At 38.0% G+C, this 23,437-nt stretch carries 22 protein-coding genes and 2 other annotated features; of the genes, 21 read left to right on the top strand and 1 reads right to left on the bottom strand.

Going from position 1 to position 23,437, the window contains the following annotated elements:
• Positions 1 to 343: 343 nt before the first annotated feature.
• From F8153_RS02575 to disA, 6 genes are all read left to right on the top strand, one after another.
• Complete coding sequence (locus F8153_RS02575) at positions 344 to 802, top strand: CtsR family transcriptional regulator (protein ID WP_151864793.1); 459 nt, start codon at positions 344 to 346, stop codon at positions 800 to 802.
• A gap of 11 nt (positions 803 to 813) precedes the next feature.
• On the top strand, positions 814 to 1,317 hold the full coding sequence (locus tag F8153_RS02570; protein WP_151864792.1) for a UvrB/UvrC motif-containing protein: 504 nt from the start codon (positions 814 to 816) through the stop codon (positions 1,315 to 1,317).
• A 13-nt stretch (positions 1,318 to 1,330) separates the two neighbouring features.
• The gene (locus F8153_RS02565) at positions 1,331 to 2,353 is read left to right on the top strand and encodes a protein arginine kinase (RefSeq protein ID WP_151864791.1); all 1,023 of its coding nucleotides are present in this window, start codon (positions 1,331 to 1,333) and stop codon (positions 2,351 to 2,353) included.
• Positions 2,354 to 2,371: 18 nt separating this feature from the next.
• Positions 2,372 to 4,816: an ATP-dependent Clp protease ATP-binding subunit gene (locus F8153_RS02560; protein WP_151864790.1), complete on the top strand. Its 2,445-nt coding sequence runs from the start codon at positions 2,372 to 2,374 to the stop codon at positions 4,814 to 4,816.
• Positions 4,817 to 4,927: 111 nt separating this feature from the next.
• Positions 4,928 to 6,289, top strand: coding sequence for a DNA repair protein RadA (gene radA / locus F8153_RS02555; protein ID WP_151864789.1), 1,362 nt, complete (start codon positions 4,928 to 4,930; stop codon positions 6,287 to 6,289).
• A 53-nt stretch (positions 6,290 to 6,342) separates the two neighbouring features.
• A complete protein-coding gene (gene disA, locus F8153_RS02550; RefSeq protein ID WP_243136874.1) occupies positions 6,343 to 7,419 on the top strand; it encodes a DNA integrity scanning diadenylate cyclase DisA in 1,077 nt (358 codons plus the stop codon).
• Between the two features lie 243 nt (positions 7,420 to 7,662).
• Here disA and F8153_RS02545 read toward each other — a convergent pair whose 3' ends face one another.
• Complete coding sequence (locus F8153_RS02545; protein ID WP_151864787.1) at positions 7,663 to 8,058, bottom strand: DUF1573 domain-containing protein; 396 nt, start codon at positions 8,056 to 8,058, stop codon at positions 7,663 to 7,665.
• Positions 8,059 to 8,315: 257 nt separating this feature from the next.
• On the opposite strand from F8153_RS02545, the gene F8153_RS02540 reads away from it, so the two are divergent.
• The 15 genes from F8153_RS02540 to sigH all read left to right on the top strand — a co-directional run bounded on the left by F8153_RS02540 (position 8,316) and on the right by sigH (position 23,107).
• Positions 8,316 to 8,801 carry a CarD family transcriptional regulator gene (locus F8153_RS02540; protein WP_243136873.1) on the top strand — a complete coding sequence of 162 codons (486 nt, stop codon included), beginning with the start codon at positions 8,316 to 8,318 and terminating at the stop codon, positions 8,799 to 8,801.
• 150 nt (positions 8,802 to 8,951) lie between these two features.
• Positions 8,952 to 10,058, top strand: coding sequence for a PIN/TRAM domain-containing protein (locus F8153_RS02535; RefSeq protein WP_151864786.1), 1,107 nt, complete (start codon positions 8,952 to 8,954; stop codon positions 10,056 to 10,058).
• A gap of 491 nt (positions 10,059 to 10,549) precedes the next feature.
• Positions 10,550 to 11,248 (top strand): 2-C-methyl-D-erythritol 4-phosphate cytidylyltransferase, encoded by a 699-nt coding sequence (locus tag F8153_RS02530; RefSeq protein WP_151864785.1) that lies wholly within the window; start codon positions 10,550 to 10,552, stop codon positions 11,246 to 11,248.
• Positions 11,244 to 11,717 carry a 2-C-methyl-D-erythritol 2,4-cyclodiphosphate synthase gene (gene ispF, locus F8153_RS02525; RefSeq protein WP_151864794.1) on the top strand — a complete coding sequence of 158 codons (474 nt, stop codon included), beginning with the start codon at positions 11,244 to 11,246 and terminating at the stop codon, positions 11,715 to 11,717. The genes F8153_RS02530 and ispF overlap by 5 nt, the downstream gene beginning before the upstream one ends.
• A 23-nt stretch (positions 11,718 to 11,740) precedes the next feature.
• Positions 11,741 to 12,457, top strand: a complete 717-nt coding sequence (locus F8153_RS02520) for an ABC transporter ATP-binding protein (protein ID WP_151864784.1) — start codon at positions 11,741 to 11,743, stop codon at positions 12,455 to 12,457.
• Position 12,458: 1 nt separating this feature from the next.
• Positions 12,459 to 13,646 carry an ABC transporter permease gene (locus tag F8153_RS02515; RefSeq protein ID WP_151864783.1) on the top strand — a complete coding sequence of 396 codons (1,188 nt, stop codon included), beginning with the start codon at positions 12,459 to 12,461 and terminating at the stop codon, positions 13,644 to 13,646.
• 84 nt (positions 13,647 to 13,730) lie between these two features.
• Positions 13,731 to 13,941: a binding site (T-box leader), on the top strand.
• 58 nt (positions 13,942 to 13,999) lie between these two features.
• Entirely contained in the window at positions 14,000 to 15,442 is a 1,443-nt protein-coding gene (gene proS / locus F8153_RS02510; protein WP_151864782.1) for a proline--tRNA ligase, read from the top strand.
• A gap of 298 nt (positions 15,443 to 15,740) precedes the next feature.
• Positions 15,741 to 17,222 (top strand): glutamate--tRNA ligase, encoded by a 1,482-nt coding sequence (gltX, locus tag F8153_RS02505; protein WP_151864781.1) that lies wholly within the window; start codon positions 15,741 to 15,743, stop codon positions 17,220 to 17,222.
• Positions 17,219 to 17,433, top strand: a binding site (T-box leader). Its footprint overlaps the gene before it by 4 nt.
• A gap of 4 nt (positions 17,434 to 17,437) precedes the next feature.
• Positions 17,438 to 18,166 carry a serine O-acetyltransferase gene (gene cysE, locus F8153_RS02500; protein WP_456298089.1) on the top strand — a complete coding sequence of 243 codons (729 nt, stop codon included), beginning with the start codon at positions 17,438 to 17,440 and terminating at the stop codon, positions 18,164 to 18,166.
• The gene (cysS, locus tag F8153_RS02495; RefSeq protein WP_151864779.1) at positions 18,153 to 19,538 is read left to right on the top strand and encodes a cysteine--tRNA ligase; all 1,386 of its coding nucleotides are present in this window, start codon (positions 18,153 to 18,155) and stop codon (positions 19,536 to 19,538) included. The genes cysE and cysS overlap by 14 nt, the downstream gene beginning before the upstream one ends.
• A gap of 235 nt (positions 19,539 to 19,773) precedes the next feature.
• Complete coding sequence (locus F8153_RS02490) at positions 19,774 to 20,214, top strand: Mini-ribonuclease 3 (protein WP_151864778.1); 441 nt, start codon at positions 19,774 to 19,776, stop codon at positions 20,212 to 20,214.
• Between the two features lie 11 nt (positions 20,215 to 20,225).
• Complete coding sequence (locus F8153_RS02485) at positions 20,226 to 20,597, top strand: hypothetical protein (RefSeq protein ID WP_151864777.1); 372 nt, start codon at positions 20,226 to 20,228, stop codon at positions 20,595 to 20,597.
• Positions 20,587 to 21,363 carry an FAD-dependent thymidylate synthase gene (gene thyX / locus F8153_RS02480; protein WP_151864776.1) on the top strand — a complete coding sequence of 259 codons (777 nt, stop codon included), beginning with the start codon at positions 20,587 to 20,589 and terminating at the stop codon, positions 21,361 to 21,363. The genes F8153_RS02485 and thyX overlap by 11 nt, the downstream gene beginning before the upstream one ends.
• Before the next feature lie 119 nt (positions 21,364 to 21,482).
• Complete coding sequence (gene rlmB, locus F8153_RS02475; protein ID WP_151864775.1) at positions 21,483 to 22,229, top strand: 23S rRNA (guanosine(2251)-2'-O)-methyltransferase RlmB; 747 nt, start codon at positions 21,483 to 21,485, stop codon at positions 22,227 to 22,229.
• A gap of 242 nt (positions 22,230 to 22,471) precedes the next feature.
• Positions 22,472 to 23,107, top strand: a complete 636-nt coding sequence (gene sigH, locus F8153_RS02470) for an RNA polymerase sporulation sigma factor SigH (protein ID WP_456298090.1) — start codon at positions 22,472 to 22,474, stop codon at positions 23,105 to 23,107.
• The last annotated feature ends 330 nt before the right edge of the window (positions 23,108 to 23,437 follow it).

Genomic DNA, 23,437 nt, shown 5'->3' with positions numbered 1-23,437 from the left:
CCCCCTTATTAAAGTAAGGAGAGTACAACGAAGTGTCCTAGAGAACGCATGGGTTCTCTGGAAAACAAAAGCATTTTAACCATACAGAATTAACGCATGAAATGCTTTTGTTCTTTATAGAGATGAAAAGTTTTTATAGAAAACTGTGGAAATTAATATCTTAAATATTTTAAGGTGTTATTTTAGTCATGAATTTTCAACTCCAATTTTCAACCTTCAATTTATAGTTTATACATATGTTTAAATTAATGATTTTTGTGGAATTATTTTAATAAAAAGTGATTTGCAAAAATTTTTTATTGGTGTATAATAAAAGTCAAAGAAGGTCAAAAGGGGTGATGCTATGGCTAGAATCAGTGACATTATTGAGGAATTTATTAAAGAGCTTATAAGAGAAAGCAACAACAATGCTATTGAAATTCAAAGGAATGAAATGGCTAAGTATTTTGATTGCTCTCCCTCCCAGATAAACTATGTTCTAATGACAAGATTTACTCTGCAACAGGGTTATACAACAGAAAGTCAAAGGGGTGGTGGAGGCTATATAAAAGTTACCCAGTTATTAATGAATCAAAGCCAATATATGTACCATATTATTACTAAGGAAATAGGAAATAGCCTAACGAAAAGTCAAGGAGCAAGAATCGTTCAAACTCTGAAGGAACGTGGTGTTATTAGCCACAGAGAAACAGAAATTATGAGGGCGGCTATAGATGATTCTGCCATCCTTTCTCCCATTAATATGAAGGATCAAATAAGGGCTGGTATATTAAAAAATATATTGGCTACTCTTCTATCCTAGGAGGGATATCTATGTTGTGTGATGAGTGTAAGAAAAGAAATGCAGTGGTGCATATGTCAAAAATTGTCCAAGGAAAGAAGGAGGAGCTTCACCTCTGCGAGGTATGTGCAAGAAATAAAGATGTAAGTATCGAAAAGAACTTTACAATACCCAATTTCCTAGCCAACTTACTAGATGCAGGGATGGGCTCGGGAATTGTTAAAGGTTATGATGAGGTATTAAAATGTAATCATTGTGGATCCACCTTCAGAGAATTCAAGCAAAATGGTAGGCTTGGATGCGATGAATGCTATCAGATATATAAAGAAAAATTAAAGCCGTTAGTTAGAAGAATTCATGGTAATACTAAGCATATTGGAAAGGTTCCCAAACGCTGTGGAGGCATTATTCACCTTAGGAAGCAGCTACAAGAACTTAAGCAAAAGCTTCAGAAGGCCATTGACCAAGAGGCCTTTGAGGAGGCAGCAGTCTTAAGGGATGAGATTCATAGAATAGAAGAAGAAATTCGTAAATAAGGGGGTGTGGATTATGCCTAGATGGTTAACTGAAGCAGGACCAGAATCTGATATAGTTATCAGCAGCAGGATAAGAATTGCTAGGAATGTCGAAGGTTTTCCTTTTCCCAATAAGCTTCAAGAAAAAATGGCAAAGGATATTACTGATAGAGTCTATAACTCGGTTATCGGAGGAAACGAGAGTTTAAAAGAGGATTTTAAATTAGTTTATATGAAGGATTTGGATGGAATTGAGAGGTTAAATTATGTAGAAAAGCATCTAATAAGTCCTGATATAGCCAAAAATACAGCCTCCGGCAGTTTGTTGATCAATAAGGATGAAACCATTGCAATACTAATTAATGAAGAGGATCACATTAGAATTCAATCTTTATTGCCGGGATTCCAACTGGAAAATGCATGGAATGTTGCTGATAAAATAGACGATCTCATTGAGGAGCAAATAAAATATGCCTTTGATGAAGATTTAGGTTATCTAACTGCATGTCCAACCAATTTAGGAACTGGAATTAGAGTATCTATAATGATGCATCTACCAGCCCTTAATATGACAGGATATATTAAAAATATTCTACATGCATCAAGTCAGATTGGTATTGCTGTTAGGGGAATTTATGGAGAGGGAACGGAATTTTTAGGCAATATTTTCCAGGTTTCTAACCAAACCACTTTAGGTTCGACGGAGGAGGAAACCATTCATAATCTAAAGGATGTTGTTATTCAGATTATTCAAAAGGAAAGACTTATTAGAGAAAATCTGCTAAAGGAGAAGAAGATCGAGCTTGAGGATAAGGTCTTTCGCTCCTTTGGAGTATTAAAGAACGCCCGTATGATCTCTGTAAATGAAGCTATGAAGCTTATATCCGATATTAAGTTGGGTATCGTTTTGAGTTTAATAAAGGAGGTAAGCCTTGAAAGCTTAAATCATTTGATGACTCGAATACAGGTTGGATATTTACAAAAGCATTATCAGTGTGAATTAACTGAAGTTGAAAGGGACATCAAGAGGGCAGAGATTATTAGAATGACTATATAAATATTGGAGGTGTAGTTGATGTCTGCATTTGGAAGATTTACTGAAAGAGCACAAAAAGCTGTGGTTTTTTCCCAACAGCTTGCCCAAGAAATGGGTCATAATTATGTTGGAACGGAGCATTTATTGCTAGGTTTAATAAAGGAAGGTGAAGGAATAGCAGCACAGGTTTTAAATAAGCTAGGCATAAACCTTCAAGGCTTAATGGAAAAGGTATTGGCCACCGTTGGAGGCGGAGATCATAAAGGAGAATTACTAGGCTTTACACCAAGAACCAAAAGGCTTTTTGAATTAAGCTTAGCAGAAGCTAGAAACCTTGGACATAACTATGTAGGTACTGAACATCTTTTATTGGCCATCACAAGAGAGGGTGAAGGCATAGCCAGTAAAATACTTCTGGCAGAGGGCTTAAATCTACAGAGTATTCGGGATGAAGTTCTAAAGCTTTTGGATGCTGGAAGCCCGCAAGGAGGCAATGCTGTAGGTAAGAAGAAAAATTCTACTCCTACCTTAGATAAGTTTAGTAGAGACCTAAACAATATGGCCGAGGAGGGTAAGCTAGATCCGGTAATTGGAAGGACAAAGGAAATTGAGAGGGTTATACAGGTCCTTAGTAGAAGAACCAAAAATAATCCCTGCTTAATTGGTGAACCGGGAGTTGGAAAAACCGCAGTAGCTGAAGGTTTAGCACAAAAAATTGTAGAAGGTAATGTGCCAGAAATATTAAAGGATAAAAGGGTTGTAACTATAGATTTAGCATCTATGGTGGCTGGCGCCAAATATAGAGGGGAATTTGAGGATCGTTTAAAAAAGGTGATGGAGGAGTTAAGAGCTGCTGGAGATGTGATTCTTTTTATTGATGAAATCCATACCATTATCGGAGCTGGAGCTGCAGAAGGAGCCATAGACGCATCAAATATCCTAAAGCCAGCTCTAGCTAGAGGAGAACTGCAGGCCATTGGTGCAACCACTATGGATGAGTATAGAAAGCATATTGAAAAGGATTCTGCATTGGAGCGAAGATTCCAGCCTATAACCATAGAGGAGCCCAATGTTGAGGATACCATCATGATTCTTGAAGGTTTAAGGGATAAATATGAGGCCCATCATAGGGTTAAAATTACAGATGATGCCTTAAGGGCTGCTGCTGAGCTATCCCACAGGTATATTACTGATAGATTTTTGCCGGATAAGGCCATCGATTTAATCGATGAAGCTTCATCTAAAATCAGACTACAAACCATAACAGCACCACCAGATTTAAAGGATTTAGAGGAACGCATAGAACAGCTTTCCAAGGAAAAGGAGGAGGCTGTCAGTGTGCAGGACTTTGAAAGGGCTGCAAGGATTAGAGATGAAGAAAAAAAGGTAAAGGATGAATTGGAACGACGGAAGCAATCATGGAAAAATGATAGCCAGTCAGTTCAAACCATTGTTGGTCCCGAAGAAATTGCATCCATTGTTTCTAGCTGGACTGATATACCTGTTAATAAGCTCCAACAGGAGGAAGCTGATAGGCTTCTTAAGCTGGAGGAGATCCTTCATAACAGAGTTATCGGACAGGAAGAAGCAGTAGAATCTGTAGCAAAGGCTATAAGAAGGGCAAGGGTTGGATTAAAGGATCCCAAACGACCTGTTGGCTCCTTTGTATTTTTAGGGCCTACAGGGGTAGGTAAAACTGAGTTATCAAGGGCCCTAGCTGAAGCGATGTTTGGTGATGAAAACGCCATGATTAGAATTGATATGTCGGAGTATATGGAAAAACACACTGTTTCAAGGCTAATTGGTTCTCCTCCAGGTTATATAGGCCATGATGAGGGAGGACAGTTAACTGAAAAGGTTAGAAGAAAGCCCTACTCAGTAATTCTTTTTGATGAGGTTGAGAAGGCCCACCCCGATGTGTTTAACGTACTTCTACAAATATTGGATGATGGTAGACTTACGGATTCTAAGGGGAAAACAGTGGATTTCAAGAACACTGTTGTGATAATGACCTCCAATGTAGGGGCCCATACCATAAAGAAACAAAGAACCTTAGGCTTCATTGCAAGGGAAGATGATGCTGCCAACAGTGAATATCAAAAAATGAAGGAAAATGTAATGGAGGAGCTTAGGAGAACCTTTAGACCTGAGTTTCTAAATAGAATAGACGACATTATTGTTTTCCATTCCTTAGATCGTTCTCATATTGGTAAAATTATTGATCTCCTTTTAGAAAATCTTAATAATAGACTAAAGGGTTTATTTATTACTCTAGAAATAGAGGAAAAGGCAAAGGAATATATAGCAGATAAAGGCTATGATCCACAATTTGGAGCAAGACCACTGAAGAGAGCCCTCCAAAAAATGGTTGAAGATCGATTGTCGGAGGAGTTCTTAAGGGGTACACTAAAGGAAGGCGACGATGTAATAATTGATATGGAAGAAGAGGAGTTAATTGTAAAGCCAAAGGTAAGAGTAGAATAAATTTCAAAACAGATATACTCAGAAATGGGGTATATCTGTTTTATATTATATTATTAGATTTTATGTTAAAATAGAAAAATATAGTAATAATAATATAAAGCAGGTGATTTTATGGCAAAAATCAAAAGTAAATTTATCTGTCAGGAATGTGGATATGAAAGCCCCAAATGGTTAGGTAGGTGTCCTGGCTGTCAACAATGGAATTCTATGGAGGAGGAGCTAACAACTAAGACCACCTATTCACGGGCTACCACCACCTCTTCTGGGAATAGACCTATACCAGTTAAGGAAGTAAAATCAGGAACCTTTGAAAGATACGACACCACAATAGGGGAGCTTAATAGAGTTTTAGGAGGTGGCCTGGTTAAGGGATCATTAACCCTGATTTCAGGAGAACCAGGAATCGGTAAGTCTACCTTGATTCTTCAAGCTGGCAGCGCCATTGCAGATAAATATGGAACTGTATTATATGTATCGGGGGAAGAATCGGAGGAGCAAATAAAAATTAGAGCTGAACGATTAAATTCTATGGCGGAAAAGCTCTATTTAGTATCGGAGACCAATATTAAAATAGTAGAAGAATACATAAGTCAGTTATCACCAGCTTTTGTAATAATTGATTCTGTTCAAACTCTATTTAATGAAGAGCTTTCCTCTGCTCCAGGCAGTGTTTCACAGGTGAAGGAATGTGTTAACAATTTAATGAGGATTGGAAAGTCCACCAATATCCCCCTCTTCTTAGTAGCCCATGTTACAAAACAAGGAGATCTGGCGGGCCCTAGGGTTTTAGAGCACATGGTGGATACTGTCCTCCATTTTGAAGGAGAGCGTAGCCAGGAATTCAGAATTTTAAGGGCCCTCAAGAATCGTTTTGGAACCACCAGCGAAATAGGAGTCTTTGAAATGAAGGAAGTGGGCTTAGTGGAGGTATCCAACCCCTCTGCCATGCTACTAGAATCTCTATCAAAGGAGGCTGAAGGAGCTGTAGTCGTGGCTACTATAGAAGGTACAAGACCCCTCCTGGTGGAGCTTCAGGCACTGGTTACACCCACCAATACAGGTTTTCCAAGGAGGACAGCAGTGGGGGTAGATCTCAATAGGTTGAATTTGATTATAGCCGTTCTAGAAAAGAAGATGGGTCTTCCTTTAATCAATTATGATATTTATGTAAATGTGGTGGGAGGCTTGAAGCTTGAGGGTACCTGCAGCGATTTAGGTATGGCCATGGCCATCTACTCCAGCTATAGAGGAATTCAATTGCCAACAAAAAATCTAATGGCAGTGGGGGAAATCAGCTTAACCGCCGATATCAGAAGTGTCCCTCAGCTTGAAAAGATGATAAAAGAGGCAGAAAAGATGGGCTTTAGTAAATGTATTGTACCAAGAAATAGTAAAGTCCAGAATATTAACAATACAATTAAAGTCATCAGTGTAGAAAATATACAGGTGGCATTATCTCAAATAGATGTATAATATAAAATGTATAAAACTAGATGAATATACAAAATAATGGAGGAGGGATTAAAGTGGGAGAAGATGAAAAAAAGCAAAAACAGTTATTGGATACCATAAAACTAATATCTCCCGGTACTCCCTTGAGGGAAGGCTTAGAGAACATATTGATGGGAAGAATGGGTGCCCTTATAGTGATAGGTGACAGAGAACGAGTAATGAAAATGGTTGATGGAGGATTTTCTATAGATGTGGAATTTTCCCCTCATTATTTATATGAGTTAAGTAAGATGGATGGAGCCATCATTTTAAGTCATGATATAAAACGGATTCTATATGCCAATGCTCAACTAATACCTAGTTCATCTATCCCTACGGCAGAAACGGGGATTAGACATAGAATAGCCGATAGGGTAGCGAAGGAAACCGGGGAGGTGGTTATATCCATATCCCAAAGAAGGAATGTTATAACCCTTTATCAAGGCTATCAAAGGTATATCGTTCAAGATACCAGCAGGATATTTAATAAGGCCAATCAAGCCATACAAACCCTAGAGAAGTATAAGGCTGTTTTAGATCAGAGCATGAATCATCTAAGTGCCTTAGAATATGAAGATTTAGTTACGGTTTATGATGTGGTAACAGTCCTGCAGAGAACTGAATTGGTTATGAGAATAACCTCCGAAATAGAGAAGTTTATTTGTGAGCTGGGGAATGAAGGAAGGCTAATTAGTATGCAGCTAGAGGAATTGATTGCCAATGTAAAAGAGGATGGACGCTATGTAATTCACGATTATAACATAAATAAAGAGATTGGTACTGATGGAATTATTAAAGAGATTAAGTCGATGTCTTCAGAGGAGTTATTGGACTTATCGGTTATTGCAAAGGCCTTAGGCTTTGATGGTGGGATTACTACCCTAGATAAAACCCTTAATCCAAAGGGCTACAGAATCCTAAATAAAATCCCTAGATTACCCTACAGTGTTATAGAAAATCTCATCAAGGAGTTTAAAAGCTTTCAAAATATCCTTAAGGCTACGATTGAAAAACTCGATGATGTAGAGGGTATTGGTGAAGTTAGAGCTAGAGCCATTAGAGAAGGCTTACGGCGACTTCAGGAGCAGATAATGCTGGGGAGACATATATAGGATAAATGTTTAATGAGTATAAGCAGATAACCAAATCTTTGATTTGTGTTAGTCGCTTAGTTAGAAATCGATAATTCATTACATTTATTTTATAATCATTGATGAATTGAGAGATTTCTTACTTCCTTGTTCTGTAAATAGCTTAGCTATGACATTTGCCTTGCAAATTAAACAACAATTCAACATTCAACATTCAGCATTTGTCATTAAAAAAGCTTGGGGTTCTGATCCCAAGCTTTGATTCTATAACAATCCATATTTTCCTAAGGTTTTTAGCTGTTCATGATGTTTGGTAATTAACTCTCCAACATCAATTTTAAAGGCATTACATAGGGTTGTGAAATAAAAAATATTAGCAGATAACTCGGCCTCAACCTTTTCTCTACAAATGTCACATAGGTTACCATCTATGTGCTCCTTCATATAGTTCTTAAGCTGAGAGTAGGATGTATCCTCCGGAACGGCCTGCTTTTCTACATTGATTTTCACGCAACCACAATAAGTGGCAGATTTTGCAACAGCCCTATTTACCTTAGCCGTACTTTCCTGAAGCTTTGTTAGAATATCTAATATACTTCTGTGTCTAACAAGGACATCATCAACCTGAGCTTGATACTCTTGTATAGTAAAGTTTTTCATAAAGCCATCTCCTTGAGGTTTGATTGTTTATTCTATTACTATTATACTTTTATGAAGTTTCCCTTGTCAATTGCAGAAGAATTTTTTTATTGCCTTTAAATTATCAGGAAAATATTAGAGAAAACTCTATCTGAAGGGCAGACAAAAAACTAATTGACAAAGGGCAATAGTATGTGATAAAATTAATAATTTGTTTGACATTTAGCCATTTGTAGTGTATACTATATCTCATAAGGCCGTTTTTGGGAGGTTTTAAAATGTCAATGTACTATAATATTGGCGACAAAATTGTCTACCCTATGCATGGGGCTGGAATTATTGAAGCCATAGAAGAAAAAGAAATATTAGGGGTTAAAAGAAAGTATTATATTATGAAAATGCCTCTAGATGATATGAGGGTAATGATTCCACTGGACACCATTGACGGTATAGGTATTAGACAGGTTATCACTCAGGAGGAAGTTCAACAGGTAATCCAGGTTCTGGAAGCTGATGAAACAAATATGCCTCAAAACTGGAATAGAAGATATAGAGCTAATATGGATCGATTAAAAACAGGCGATATTTTCGAAGTTGCAGAGGTGGTAAAAAATCTTGTTTTAAGGGATAGAGAAAAATCCTTGTCCACTGGTGAACGAAAGATTTTGAATAATGCTCGTCAAATTCTTTTGAGTGAAATCATCTTGGCCACCGACATGTCAGAAGAAGAAGTTTTGGCTACTATGGAAAGAGCAATAAAATAAAGTATAAAATACCCTTCTATAAAATGATGGGTATTTTAAACGTGTAATATTATTGATATACTAGGTAGTGTAGACAAATTTTATAAAAACAGTAAATTATCTTTTTAAAAAGCATGAAATGGGGCATAATGATTGATAGGAGGTGGTTTAATGATCAATAGGATTATTAGAGTAGTAATTGCTGTACTTGGAGCGCTACTGGGAGTGGCTCTATTTGTATATACTACGAGTGTTTTTGCCCTCGAAGGTATTAAAGGAAACTTTGCAACTTATATTATTGGAATTATCATTTCTTCTTTTTTAAGTGGACTGTTATTATTCATGTTGTCCCCATGGCTTATCAACAAAGGTAGGGGTTTAGCCAATTGGATCGAACGAGAGTTAGCTAATGTACCAGTAATTAATATTGTACTGGGATCCATAGGTCTTACCTTCGGACTGATAATAGCATATCTGGTGAGCGGATTGCTGAATAACTTTCCAATACCCTTTGTGGGAGAGATTATATCTGCAGCTCTCTACATTTTCATGGCTTATTTAGGAGTTTCCATTGCAACTAAAAAAATAGATGAGCTTACTAATTTACAAGCCATATTCAAGAAAAACTCTCAAAAGGAGAAATCGGGTAAAAAAGAAGGAAAGGTGTTGCCTAAGATCCTTGATACCAGTGTGATAATTGATGGTAGAATAGCTGATATATGCAAAACTGGTTTTGTAGAGGGACCCTTAATAATTCCATCCTTTGTCCTTGAAGAGTTAAGGCATATTGCTGATTCCTCAGATTCCTTAAAAAGGAATAGAGGCCGGAGAGGATTGGATATACTAAACAAAATCCAAAAGGAATTAGATATTGAGGTAAGAATATTTGAGAAGGATTTTGAAGATTTGTCTGAGGTGGATACCAAGTTACTGAAGCTAGCCCAGGTACTAGATGGAAAGGTATTAACCAACGACTTTAACTTAAATAAGGTAGCAGAGTTTCAGGGGGTACCGGTACTAAACATTAATGAACTGGCTAATGCGGTAAAACCAATTGTTTTGCCAGGGGAAGAAATGATCGTTCAGGTAATAAAGGATGGTAAAGAGTCTGGGCAAGGTTTAGCTTATCTAGATGATGGAACAATGATCGTAGTTGACAGCGGTAAGAAGTTTATTGGTAAGAATATAGATGTATTGGTAACCAGTGTACTGCAGACAGCAGCGGGAAGAATGATATTTGCAAAACCAAAATCTTTAATGGACAAATCGGCCTCATAACCATATTAAATGATCAAGCCTTCTATGACGAATGTCGTTAGAAGGCTTTTTGATTTCATAGGAAAAGTTCGTTTTAAGTCCTATGAAATGGGAGGTTGTTAAGGGGGGGTTCCCCCTTATTAAAGTAAGGAGAGGTGAGTTGTGTCACGAATAAGTGGCACTATGACACGAACGGCGCCGAGACGGTGAGGCGACCGAAAAGGAAACGTCCTAGGGAACACATGGGTTCCCTGGAAAACAAAAGCATTTTAACCATAGAAAATTAACGCATGAAATGCTTTTGTTCTTGTCTATTTGCCTGGGATAGATGCCACAGAGGTAATTTCCCATGTCTTCATCGTTAAATATGAAATTATGAAGAAATCGTTAAATTATTTTTGTTGACAATTATTGTGAACTCTTATAATATTACAATATACGATATAACGGTTGGCGATATAAAGGTTGTCGATACATATCTAAAAGCCAGAAAATATAGGTGGTGTAATGAAATGAGTAGAAAAACCTATGGCATTATTGTAGCAGCAGGTAAGGGAAAGAGGATGGATACCAACATTAACAAACAATATATTGAACTAAAAGGAAAACCCATACTGGCCCATACTCTAGAAGTCTTTGAAAAATGTGAGGTTATAGATGGGGTTATTGTCGTGGTGGGGGAAAGTGAAGAAGAACTATGTAGAGTAGAGATCGTTGATAAGTATACTTACTCTAAGGTGGTGGAAATTGTCGTAGGAGGACAAGAAAGATTTGATTCTGTTTCCAATGGAATTAAGGCCCTGCCAAAGGACTGTGATATTGTTGTAATTCATGACGGTGCAAGACCCTTTGTATCTACAGATATTATAAAAAAGAGTATTGAAACAGCTGAAGTGTATGGCTCTGCAATAGCAGCAGTCCCTGTGAAGGATACTATAAAACTGGTGAATAATATGCAAGTGGAGAAAACCTTGGATAGAAAAAGCCTTTGGGCAGTTCAAACACCACAAACTTTTAAGGTTAAGTTGTTGGAGGAAGGCTTCAACACTGAATTTAGCAAAGAAGTTACTGATGATTCAACAATTATAGAAGGCCTTGGATATCACCCTCGTATAATTGAAGGAAGCTATAGTAACATTAAAATCACTACTCCAGAGGATTTGCTAATAGCTGAGATGTTGATTATGAAAAGAGGTGAAGGTAATGATTAGAGTGGGCATAGGCTATGATGTTCATAGATTGGTGGAAGGAAGAAAACTTATTCTAGGGGGTGTTGAAATTCCCTATGAGAAGGGTCTTTTAGGACATTCCGACGCAGATGTTATGCTACATGCCTTAAAGGATAGTTTATTGGGGGCTGCAGCCATGGGGGATATAGGCAGACACTTTCCTGATACTAATGATCAGTATAAAGGCATCAGCAGTATAAGCTTACTGGACATGGTAAAGGGATTGCTTAAAGAAGAGGGCTATATCGTAAATAATGTAGATGTAACCATTATTGCTGAAAGGCCCAAAATGGCTCCATATGTTGAAGAAATGAGGGCCAATATAGCCAAGACATTGGAGGTTACTATAGATCAGGTGAATGTAAAGGCCACCACCACAGAGGGATTAGGCTTTACAGGAGAGGGTTTGGGAATAGCAGCACAAGCCGTATCCACAGTTATGAAGATTTAGATTTAGAGGAGGTTTAATTAGAGATGATAAATGTAAAGGGATTAAAGAAATCCTTCAAGGATGTTGAAGCCTTAAAGGATGTAAGCTTTAATGTGAATCAAGGGGAAATCCTAGGATTGTTAGGAGAAAATGGGGCTGGGAAAACAACCACCCTAAGGATTCTTGCCACTATGTTAAAGGCAGATGATGGCGAGGTGGTTTTAGGAGGTATAAATGTAGCGAATAATCCTGAAGCTGTAAGGAAGAAAATTGGTATTTTATTTGGTGGCGAAAGTGGTATATACGATAGACTAACTGCTAGAGAAAACATAGAATACTATGGCCAGCTAAATGATATGGATAGTGCTTCCATAAAGGATAGAGTTGATCATTTATCCAGGATTTTTGAAATGGATGAGTATATTGATAGAAGAGCTGGGAAGTTTTCGAAGGGAATGAAGCAAAAGGTGGCCCTTGCAAGGTCTATCGTGCATAATCCCGAAATAATGCTTTTTGACGAGCCCACCTCAGGCTTGGATGTAACAGCTGCTAGGGTGGTACATAAGTTCATCAACAGTTGTAAAGAAGAGGGGAAAACGGTGGTTTTCTCTAGCCATACTATGTCTGAAGTTGAAAAGCTTTGTGATCGAGTTGCGATTATCCATAAGGGCAAAATTATTGAAATTGGTACAATAACTGAATTAACTGATAAGTACCAAAAAAGTGTAGAAGAATTATTTGTAGAATTGGTGGGTGAATAAAATGAATAAACATGTTTCAATCGTATTTAAAAAAGAAATTAAGGATCTTTTCCGTGATAAGCGTACATGGATAGCAAGTGTTTTAATTCCTGTTTTGGTATTGCCTTTAATGTTTTACTTAATGGGTATGGGTCAAAACAAATTAGAGAAAAGCCTACAGGAAGATATTAATATTAGTATTATCTCTCAACAACAATCAGATATTGCTGATTATCTAAAAGGGGCAGAAGGTGTTGAGGTTATTGAAGCAGAAGATCCCTTTGCTGCTCTGCAGGCTGGAGAAATCAAGGTAATTGTTGAAATAGAAGAAGATTTCCAACAAAAGCTGGCAAAAGAAACCCCTGCTGGTATAAAGTTGATTTATGATGAAATAAGTAACGAATCTACCTATTCTGTATCCAATGTAGAGGGGGTTATTTACCAATATAGTGAAGCAGTAAGAAATCAAAGGCTAGAAAAGCTTGGGATTAGGCCAGAGGTATTGCAGCCTACGGTAGTATCAAGGGAGGCCTATGTTGTGGAGGGTAAGGAATCTCAAGGGGGACCTACCTTAATGATTGTTACCTTCCTGCTGCCCTTTTTGCTGATGATGTATCCTGTTGTTGGTGGAATGCCTGCAGCAATAGACCTTGGAGCAGGAGAAAAAGAAAGAATGTCTCTAGAGCCCCTACTTTCAACTGGAGCCAGTAGACTGTCTATTTTGACAGGAAAATATTTAACAATACTATTAACCTCTGTAATAGGGGTTTTAACATCCATAACGGGTTTCTTTGTAGCATCTAGGATATCCCCCAATGCATTGCCTATGGATATTAGAATATCTCCCTTATCTTTGGTTATACTAATAGGAGTTTCTTTATCCATAGCCATGATTGTTTCTGGAGTGATGCTGGCTATAAGCGTTTTTGCAAAATCCTATAAGGAGGCTGGAACTTATCTGAGTCCCCTAATGATATTTTTAATGGCCCCTGCCTACCTAACCATGTTTATGGAAATTAGAACCGTTTCAACGAATCTATTTTTTATACCCCTATTAAATTCCATACTGCTGATGAAGGAGGCCTTGGTGGATATCATTAATCCCCTACATATCGTCATAACCTTTGGGGTATCCATCCTATTGGTTATAGCAGCACTATTTTTCGCAAAATATATGTTCAACAAAGAATCGGCAATTTTTCGTTCCTAGATCTTGTGTTGGTAATTAGTTAATAATTAACAAATAGTTGTTGACATATCATAGCCTTTCGTATATTCTAGTAAAAAAGAATAGATAAAGACCATGAAGGGAAATAGTAGGATATTCAGGTGTTTTAGAGAGAGGGCCCTAGGCTGGGAGGCCTTTATACCAAATATTTGAACCCATTCCGGAGTTGATGATTGAAGGAAGTAGATTATTCCGGTTGGCGCCGTTAAAGCCTATAAGAGAACCCATTGGGTTAACTAGAGTGGTACCGCGGGAAGAACAATCTCTCGTCTCTATTATTAGAGACGAGGGATTGTTTAATTTTTATAATTAATGAAATGAAGGGAGTTTTAATTATGGGCAAGAAGGATAAACAATTTGTAAGTGAAATTACCCCTATGGAGGTGGATTTTGCTCAATGGTATACCGATGTTATCTTAAAGACAGATTTGGTAGACTACTCGCCTGTTAAGGGGTTTATGGTGATTAAGCCCTATGGTTATGCCATTTGGGAAAATATTCAAAGGTTTTTAGACGGCAGGTTTAAAGATACTGGTCATAAGAATTGCTACTTTCCATTGCTAATTCCAGAAAGTCTACTAAAGAAGGAAGCAGAACACGTTGAGGGCTTTGCACCAGAGGTAGCTTGGGTAACCCATGGTGGTAAGGAAGAGCTTGCTGAGAGGCTGTGTGTTAGGCCAACCTCAGAAACCATTATTTGTGAGATGTATTCAAAATGGTTAAAGTCCTACAGAGATCTTCCCTTCCTTTATAACCAATGGTGTAGTGTGGTAAGGTGGGAGAAGAGTACCAGACCCTTTTTAAGAACCTCTGAATTCCTATGGCAGGAGGGTCATACCCTTCATGAAACCTATGATGAAGCACAAGAGGAAACTATTCAGATGCTTAATATCTACAAAGAAATGGCAGAAGATGTTCTGGCTATTCCCGTTGTAATAGGACAAAAATCCGATAAGGAAAAATTTGCTGGTGCCCATGCCACCTATACCATGGAGGCTCTAATGCATGATGGAAAGGCCCTGCAAGCAGGAACTTCCCACAATTTAGCCCAGCACTTTACAACGGCCTTTGACATTACCTACCTAGACAGGGATGGAGAACTTAAAAATCCATACCATACCTCTTGGGGTGTATCTACAAGATTAATTGGTGGGGTAATCATGGCCCATGGAGACAATCGAGGTTTGGTGTTGCCTCCTAAAATTGCTCCTGTCGAGGTAGTAATCGTACCTATTGCCAGCCACAAGGGTGGAGTCATGGAAAAGGCTATGGAAATATACTCTGAAATTAAAAAGAACCATCGTGTGGAAATAGACGATAGAGAAAACTATTCTCCAGGTTGGAAGTTTAATGAATGGGAAATGAAGGGTGTGCCAGTAAGAATAGAAATAGGTCCTAAGGACATAGAAAACAATCAAGCAATGCTATTTAGAAGGGATACCCTTGAGAAGGAAGCTGTGTCCTTAGATAATCTATCTGAAGCTGTGGAAACCTGGCTTAAGGACATTCAAAATAATCTGCTCCTTAAGGCAAAGAGAATGAGGGATGAAAAAACCTACTACGTTAAAAGCTTTGAAGAGCTGAAGGATATCATGGCTACAAGACAGGGCTTTGTAAAGGCCATGTGGTGTGAAGAAAGAAGCTGTGAGGATAAGATTAAAGAGGAGACGGGAGTAACGGTAAGGTGTATTCCCTTTGAACAAGAAAAATTAGGAGATACCTGCCCCTTCTGCGGAAAGCCAGCCAAGAAAATGGCCTACTTTGCAAAGGCTTATTAAGATTAGAATAGAGCTATACAAAGGATTCAGCAATATTGCTGGATCCTTTCTATTGCATCTTTATAACTACCATATAGATGAGAGGAAGCAACAGAACCCTTGCTTCCCCCCCTGTACACTATTACTTACTATTCTGTGTACATAGTTTTATATTTTCATTTACAACTTTTCATTTACAACTTTTAACCTTTCATTAATATCTCATTTCTCATCTATAATCTTTTTTTCTTCCTCCTTGATAAGTAGTAAATAATAGGATATAATATCTTATAAAATTTGATATAGGAGGAGTGGAGGTATGTCGGTTAGAGTGAGATTTGCACCGAGCCCCACCGGGTATGTTCATATTGGCAGCCTAAGGACGGCTCTTTATAATTATTTATATGCTAGAAAAAACAATGGTAAATACATATTAAGGATTGAAGATACAGACCAAAATCGATTTGTTGAGGGAGCCATTGAAGGTATGCTCTCTTCAATGTCATGGGCAGGAATTCACCATGATGAGGGTGCGGTTATAAAGGGAGAAATCCTTACAGAAGAAGGAGACTATGGACCTTATGTTCAGTCTCAGCGTCTTCCAATCTATCAAGAATATATCCACAAGCTATTAGATAGTAAAGATGCCTATCATTGCTTCTGTAGTAAGGAAAGACTAGATGAGGTTAGAGAAAAGCAAAAGGAAGCAGGCCTTACATCTAAATATGATGGCCACTGTAAAGGCTTATCTCCAGAAGAGGTTACAATTAAAATAGCAGCAGGAGAAAAGTATGTTATTCGATTAAAGCTACCTCAAAATAAAGATATTACCTTTAACGATATTGTTAGAGGAACTGTAACAGTTAATACAGAGGATATGGATGACCAGGTTTTAATTAAGGCCGATGGCTATCCCACCTACCACTTTGCTGTAGTGGTGGATGACCATCTAATGGGTATTACTCATGTTATTAGAGGAGAGGAATGGTTGATTTCAACCCCTAAACATATTTATTTATTTGAGGCCTTCGGTTGGAATTCTCCCCAGTATGTTCATCTACCTAACATTCTTAATGCTGATAAAAAGAAACTCAGCAAGAGACAAGGGGACGTTGCTGTTGAGGATTTCATGAAAAAGGGCTATTTACCAGAGGCGTTGGTGAATTACATTGCCCTTGTGGGATGGAGTCCTGAGGATAATCAAGAAATCTTCAGTATGGCCGAACTTGAAGAGAAGTTCTCTTTAGAGCGTGTATCAAAAAGTGGTGGGGTTTTTGATGTGAATAAGTTAAATTGGGTAAACTCCCATTATATAAAGGAATCTCCAGTAGAAAGAATAACGGATTTAGCCATCCCTCATCTAGTGGAAAAGGGTTATGTGAAGGCTGAAGAGGTTGAAGTTAAATATGATTGGCTAAAGGATATGGTTGGAGTTTTAAAGGAAAGCATTTCCTACGTAGCTGAAGTTACAAAAAAGGTAGATATTTTCTTTAAGACAGAAATTAAACCTGAGGATGAAGAAGCAGAGGAGCTATTGAAGGTTGAGCATATGAATCAGCTTCTGGAGGTGTTCTTACAAAAGGTTGAAGCTGCAGAGGAAATTGATTCAGACTTTGGAAAGAGGGTATTTAAAGAAATACAAAAAGAAACTGGAATCAAAGGGCCTAATCTATTTAAGCCCATAAGGGTTGCCATCACAGGTAAAGCCCATGGCCCAGATATTAATATGGTAATTAAGGTTTTGGGTAAACAAAATTTAATTTCCCGCATACAATATGTAAAGGATAACTTAATAGGTTAATTGCTGTGAACAGGAGAAGTAAATCTACACGGAGTTATAGAGAGGGGTTATCACCGGCTGAAAGTAACCCTAATAACCGATAGATTGAAATGCACCTGGAAGCCTTTGCTTGAATTCAGTAGAGCATAACGGTAGGTCCCGTTATCGATCCCGAAAGAGGAATGCTTAAAGCATTTAATTAGAGTGGAACCACGGATACCCCGTCTCTAGTATTGATGATACTAGGGACGGGTTTTTTGCTTATTAAATTTATTGAAAGGATGAAGGAAATGGCCGGTTTTTTTAGAACTGTCAAGGAGGATATAGGAGCAATATTTGAGAGGGATCCTGCCGCAAAGAAAACCCTTGAGGTTTTGCTATGCTACCCGGGACTTCATGCTATTGTCATTCATAGAATATCCCATGGTCTATATAAAAGAGGATGGGTGATACTGCCTAGGATTATATCCAACATCGGCAGGTTCCTTACTGGCATAGAAATCCACCCGGGAGCCAAAATAGGTAAAAGACTATTTATTGACCATGGTATGGGGGTTGTTATAGGAGAAACTACAGAAATAGGGGATAATGTTACAATTTATCAGGGAGCCACCCTAGGAGGCACAGGAAAGGAAAAGGGAAAACGTCATCCAACCATAGGGGATAATGTGGTTATCTCCTCTGGAGCCAAGGTCCTTGGCCCCTTTAAGGTGGGAGACAACTCAAAAATTGGCGCAGGCTCGGTGGTTTTAAAGGAGGTCCCACCAAACTGTACTGTTGTAGGGGTGCCGGGTAGAATTATTATTAAGGATAATATGAAGCTTCAACAGAAGGGAATAGATCTAGACCATACAAAGCTACCGGATCCAGTATTTGAAGAACTACACAGCTTAAGGAAGAAGTTCTTTGCCCTTGAAGAAAGATTAAAGGATATAGAAAGGAGATATAAGGATGAAACTATTTAATACACTTACCAGAAAGAAGGAGGAGTTTATACCAATTGTACCCGGTGAGGTAAAGATGTATGCTTGTGGACCTACAGTGTACAATTACTTTCACATTGGAAATGCCAGAACCTTTATGACTTTTGATGCATTAAGACGGTATTTCCAGTATAGAGGCTATAAAGTTACCTTTGTTCAAAACTTTACCGACGTTGATGATAAAATCATTGCTAAAGCAAAGAAAGAAGGCATTCCAGCTTCTGAGGTTAGCGAAAAATATATAAAGGAATATTTTTTTGATGCCGACAGCTTAGGAATCATGAGGGCAGATGTTCATCCGAAGGTTACAGAAAACATTCCAGAGATTATCGACTTTATAAAGGGCCTTGTAGATAAGGGCTTTGCCTACTATGCCAATGGGGATGTTTATTTTGATGTTGAAAGGTTTCATGGTTATGGAAAGCTTTCCAAGCAAAGCATCGAAGACCTACAATCCGGGGCCAGAATAGAGGTTAATGAGCAGAAGAAGAATCCACTGGACTTCGTCCTTTGGAAATCTGCTAAACCTCAAGAGCCTAGCTGGGATAGCCCATGGGGTTTAGGTAGGCCGGGATGGCATATTGAGTGCTCTGCAATGGTGAAAAAATATCTGGGTGAAACCATAGATATCCATGGTGGAGGTGGAGATTTGGTATTTCCCCATCATGAAAACGAAATTGCCCAATCAGAGGCTGCCATAGGAAAACCATTTTCTAATTATTGGCTTCATGTAGGCTATTTAAATGTTGACAATAAGAAAATGTCTAAATCCTTAAATAACTTCTTCACACCAAGGGAAATATCGCAGGAGTATGATCTAGAGGTTATTCGATTCTTTATGTTTTCTGCCCATTATCGTAACCCCGTGAATTTTAGCAAGGATCTTGTTGAGGCAGCCCAAAATGGATTAGATAGGCTGTATAATGCAAAGGAAAATCTTCAGCATTTAATGGAGAATTCTGCTGCCACAGGAGGCTCGGGGGAATGGGTTGAAGAGCTAGAAGATTATAAGAAGAGATTTATTGAGGTGATGGATGATGACTTTAACACAGCAGATGGTATTTCAGTAATTTTTGATATGGTTAGATTTATCAATACCAACATTGCTGAGAGCCCCTCAAAAGAAGCTCTAGAAAGAGCCTATGCCATGCTGATGGAGCTAAGTGGAGTATTAGGTCTTTTAAGCAAAGAAGGGCAAGATCTTGAAGGGGAAGTGGAAGAACTAATAGAAGAACGGCAAAGGGCAAGAAAAGAGAAGAACTTTAAAAGAGCTGACGAAATTAGAGATATTCTGAAGGATAAGGGAATTGTTCTAGAGGATACTCCCCAGGGTGTTAAATGGAAGAAACTATAGAATTAAAGAACAGCAACCACCTATCTCCTAGGTAGGTGGTTGTGATTGTATATCTGTAATGCTACTGTAATTGCTAATTGGGGTAGAATAACATATAATAAATAGATAAGACATAATGTTAAATGTTAAATGTTAAATGGTGAATTCAAGTAGAAATTTGCAGGCAAATTTCATCCATCATTCAACATTCCTAATTCAACATTCAACATTGGTTTTCCGAAGGGTAGGTTTTCCAATGGCAGATTTAATAGATGCTATAAATAACACAACTCCAGATAAGGATGAAAAAGAAGTTAAAATGATGGCTCCCCTTGTATTGGCTTATATGGGAGATTCCATATTTGAGGTTTATATAAGGAATTATGTCATAAGTAGGGGTAATTTCTCTGTTCATCAGCTCCATAAGCAAGCAACAAAGTATGTAAAGGCAAAGGCACAGGCTACAATTGTACATGCCCTTGAAAAGGAACTAAATGAAGAGGAATGGGCTATTGTAAAAAAAGGAAGAAACCAAAAGTCAGCAACTGTTCCCAAAAACGCAGAGTTAATAGACTATAAATATGCAACTGGATTTGAAGCCCTCTTAGGCTATCTTTATTATACTGGTAAGATTCAGCGATTAAAGGAATTGATGGAAAAGTCTATTGATATAATCAATGTAGAGTTGAATAAATAGGGGGGAAGAGTATGAGGAATCAAACAAAACTGATGGTTGGGGCTACCCTTTTACTTTTGATCCTGCTAATTGTAAAATCCCTTGTGCTAGACCCCATTGGACCACAGGAGGGACAAGCCTTGGACTATTATAACTTTGTAATGGAAGCAACCCAAGAAAACAATAAAGGGTTGTTGAAACCACCTATTAGAACCTTTAGGATTACAAATATAAGCCATGACCCTTCGGGAGATGATACAATCATTCTTAAAAAAGGTTCTCAAGAGGAATGGTCTGAGGTAATTTTAGAAGGAAAATATGAAGCAACCATCCGAGTGTACTTTTTACATATATTGCCTTACAAACAATTTAAAGTTCAAGGGGGAGTTGAAAATGAACACTAAATGCAAGGTAACTCTAATTACCCATACGCCAGAACCAGAAAAAATCATCGCTGCCGCTGCAAAGCTTTGTTATTCATCCAGTGACATTGGAGCCTTACTAGAGGATTTAGATGAAGAAGGTGTAAAATCCTTTATTGATAAATTGGCTGGACTGGGACATGAATCACCCTTTGAGCATATTAGCTTTACCTTTGGAATAGAAGGGGTTTCCAGAAGCTTAACCCATCAATTGGTAAGGCATAGAATAGGCAGTAGCTATTCACAAAAGAGCCAAAGATACGTAACAGAGGGCTCCTTTGATTATATAATTCCACCGGATATAGAGGAAAGCCCAGAAGCTAAGGCAATATACATGAAAGCTATGGAAGAACAGCAAAAGGCCTATGATCAGCTGGCAGAGATCTTATTTAACAAGCACTATCCACAGTTCCTTACTGAGGTTAAAAGTGAGAAAAAGGCTAAATCGATGGCGGAAAAGAAAGCTATTGAAGACGCAAGATACGTATTGCCTAATGCTTGCGAAACGAAGATTGTAGTTACAATGAATGCCAGAGCATTATTTAATTTCTTCCACCATAGATGCTGTAATAGGGCCCAATGGGAAATAAGAGATATGGCGACGGAAATGCTGATGCTGGTTAGGGAGGTTGCTCCAACTGTATTTAAGTATAGCGGTCCCAATTGTCTAAATGGTCCATGCCCAGAGGGAGCCATGACCTGTGGATTGATTAAGGAAGTAAGAGAAAAATATAGAGTTCAAGAATAATTTAATGTTAAATGTTGAATGTTAAATGTTGAATTATTGTTTAAATTTGCTGTACAAATTTATTCCCTAATTAAACATTAGTAATTACTCATTAAACATTGTACTTTGGAGGTGTTTCAATGTCACTAGATAAACTGGAGGGCAGAAATCCCATTATGGAAGCCCTTAAATCCGATAGGGAAATTGATAAAATTTTGATAGCCAAAGGTTCTACAGAGGGCTCTGTAAAGAAGATCATTGGCCATGCAAAGGATAAGGGGATACCTGTTCAATATGTCGAAAGGCAGAAGCTCAACGACTTGGCTGAATCCAATAATCATCAGGGCATCATGGCTTATGTTGCAGCCCATGATTACAGTACTGTTGAAGAGATTCTTGAAGGTGCCAGGAAAAAAGGCAAAACTCCCTTTGTAATTATACTAGATGAAATAATGGATCCCCATAACCTGGGCTCCATCATGAGGACCGCCGATGCAGTTGGAGCCGATGGTATCATCATTCCCAAAAGAAGATCTGTTGGACTTACAGCTGTGGTTGCTAAAACCTCTGCAGGAGCAATTGAATATGTACCGGTGGCAAAGGTTTCGAATATTGCCCAAACCATTGATAAGCTAAAGGAAGAGGGGTTGTGGGTGGCCGGGGCGGATATGTCAGGAGAGAAGGAACACTTCAATCAGGATCTAAAGGGTGCAATTGCATTAGTTATAGGAAATGAAGGTAAGGGAGTATCTAGACTAATTAAGGAAAAATGTGACTTTCTTGTTAAACTACCTATGGTTGGAAAAATTGAATCTCTTAATGCATCTGTTGCGGCAGCCATATTAATGTATGAGGTTTTACGACAACGGATGGTGGCCAAGGGCTAGGCTAAACGGGGAAATAATTATAGATAATCGGTAGGTTAAAGAAGAAGTAAGGGGGGAAACCAAAGGGATTATACATAGTACCAGCTATCGGGAAGCAAAAAAATAGAAATTTTAGAAAAAATCGAAAAATTCCGACGCAAGCCATGATAGTCCTTGACTTAACATAATCTGATAAGGTATAATATAAACATAATTTTTGGGCATTTTACAAATAGTTGGAGGCGATGTGTGTGGGAGTTGGCATAGCTAAAAGAGAGATCATAGAGTTAAGCACAGATATACCTGATGAGGCCATTGTAGAGGATGCCAAAAATGGCGATCTGATAGCTTTGGAAATGCTAATAAAGAAATATAGGAATTTTGTAAGGGCAAAGGCAAGATCCTATTTCTTAATTGGCGCTGATAGAGAGGATATTGTACAAGAAGGCATGATTGGATTATACAAGGCCATCCGAGACTTTAAGGCGGACAAACTATCCTCCTTTAAAGCCTTTGCAGAGCTTTGTATAACAAGACAAATCATCACGGCAATTAAAACCGCCACAAGGCAAAAGCATATACCCCTTAACTCCTATGTATCATTGAATAAACCAATATATGACGAAGAGTCTGATAGAACTCTTTTAGATGTAATTTCTGGGCAAAAAATTACAGATCCTGAAGAGCTCATTATTTGTCGTGAAGAACTGGGTCATATAGAAGGTAAAATTGGCGAAATTTTGAGCGACCTTGAGTGGAAGGTTCTAATGCTGTATTTACAGGGTAGATCCTATCAAGAAATTGCAAAAGATTTAAAGAGACATGTGAAGTCTATTGATAATGCCCTACAGAGGGTAAAACGAAAGCTGGAAAGATACTTAGAAGTTCGAAATACTTAAAGGAATAAAATTTCTATTGACATAAATATTTGCTACATAGTAAAATGATATACTGATGGGGACTATGCTATGAAAGATAAATTCGATGGAAGAATTTGCAAATTTTCATGGCTTTCCTATGGAAACACACGGCATCGTTTCCTTGGCGAAACGACTATTACGTCCTTAATGGTTATGGAATACCTATAATAAAACATAACCAAAAGTAAATAAATATTTTTTAAAGCCGCTGACTTCCTTAGCAATTATTTAATGATGATACTACAATAAATATCGGTTTATTGATGTGGCTTTAGGATAATACTAACAAGGAGGAGAAAAAATGGCAAA

Source organism: Alkaliphilus serpentinus, from assembly GCF_009017255.1.
GTDB classification, from domain to species: domain Bacteria; phylum Bacillota; class Clostridia; order Peptostreptococcales; family Natronincolaceae; genus Alkaliphilus_D; species Alkaliphilus_D serpentinus.
This window is presented reverse-complemented; position numbering and strand designations above follow the sequence as displayed.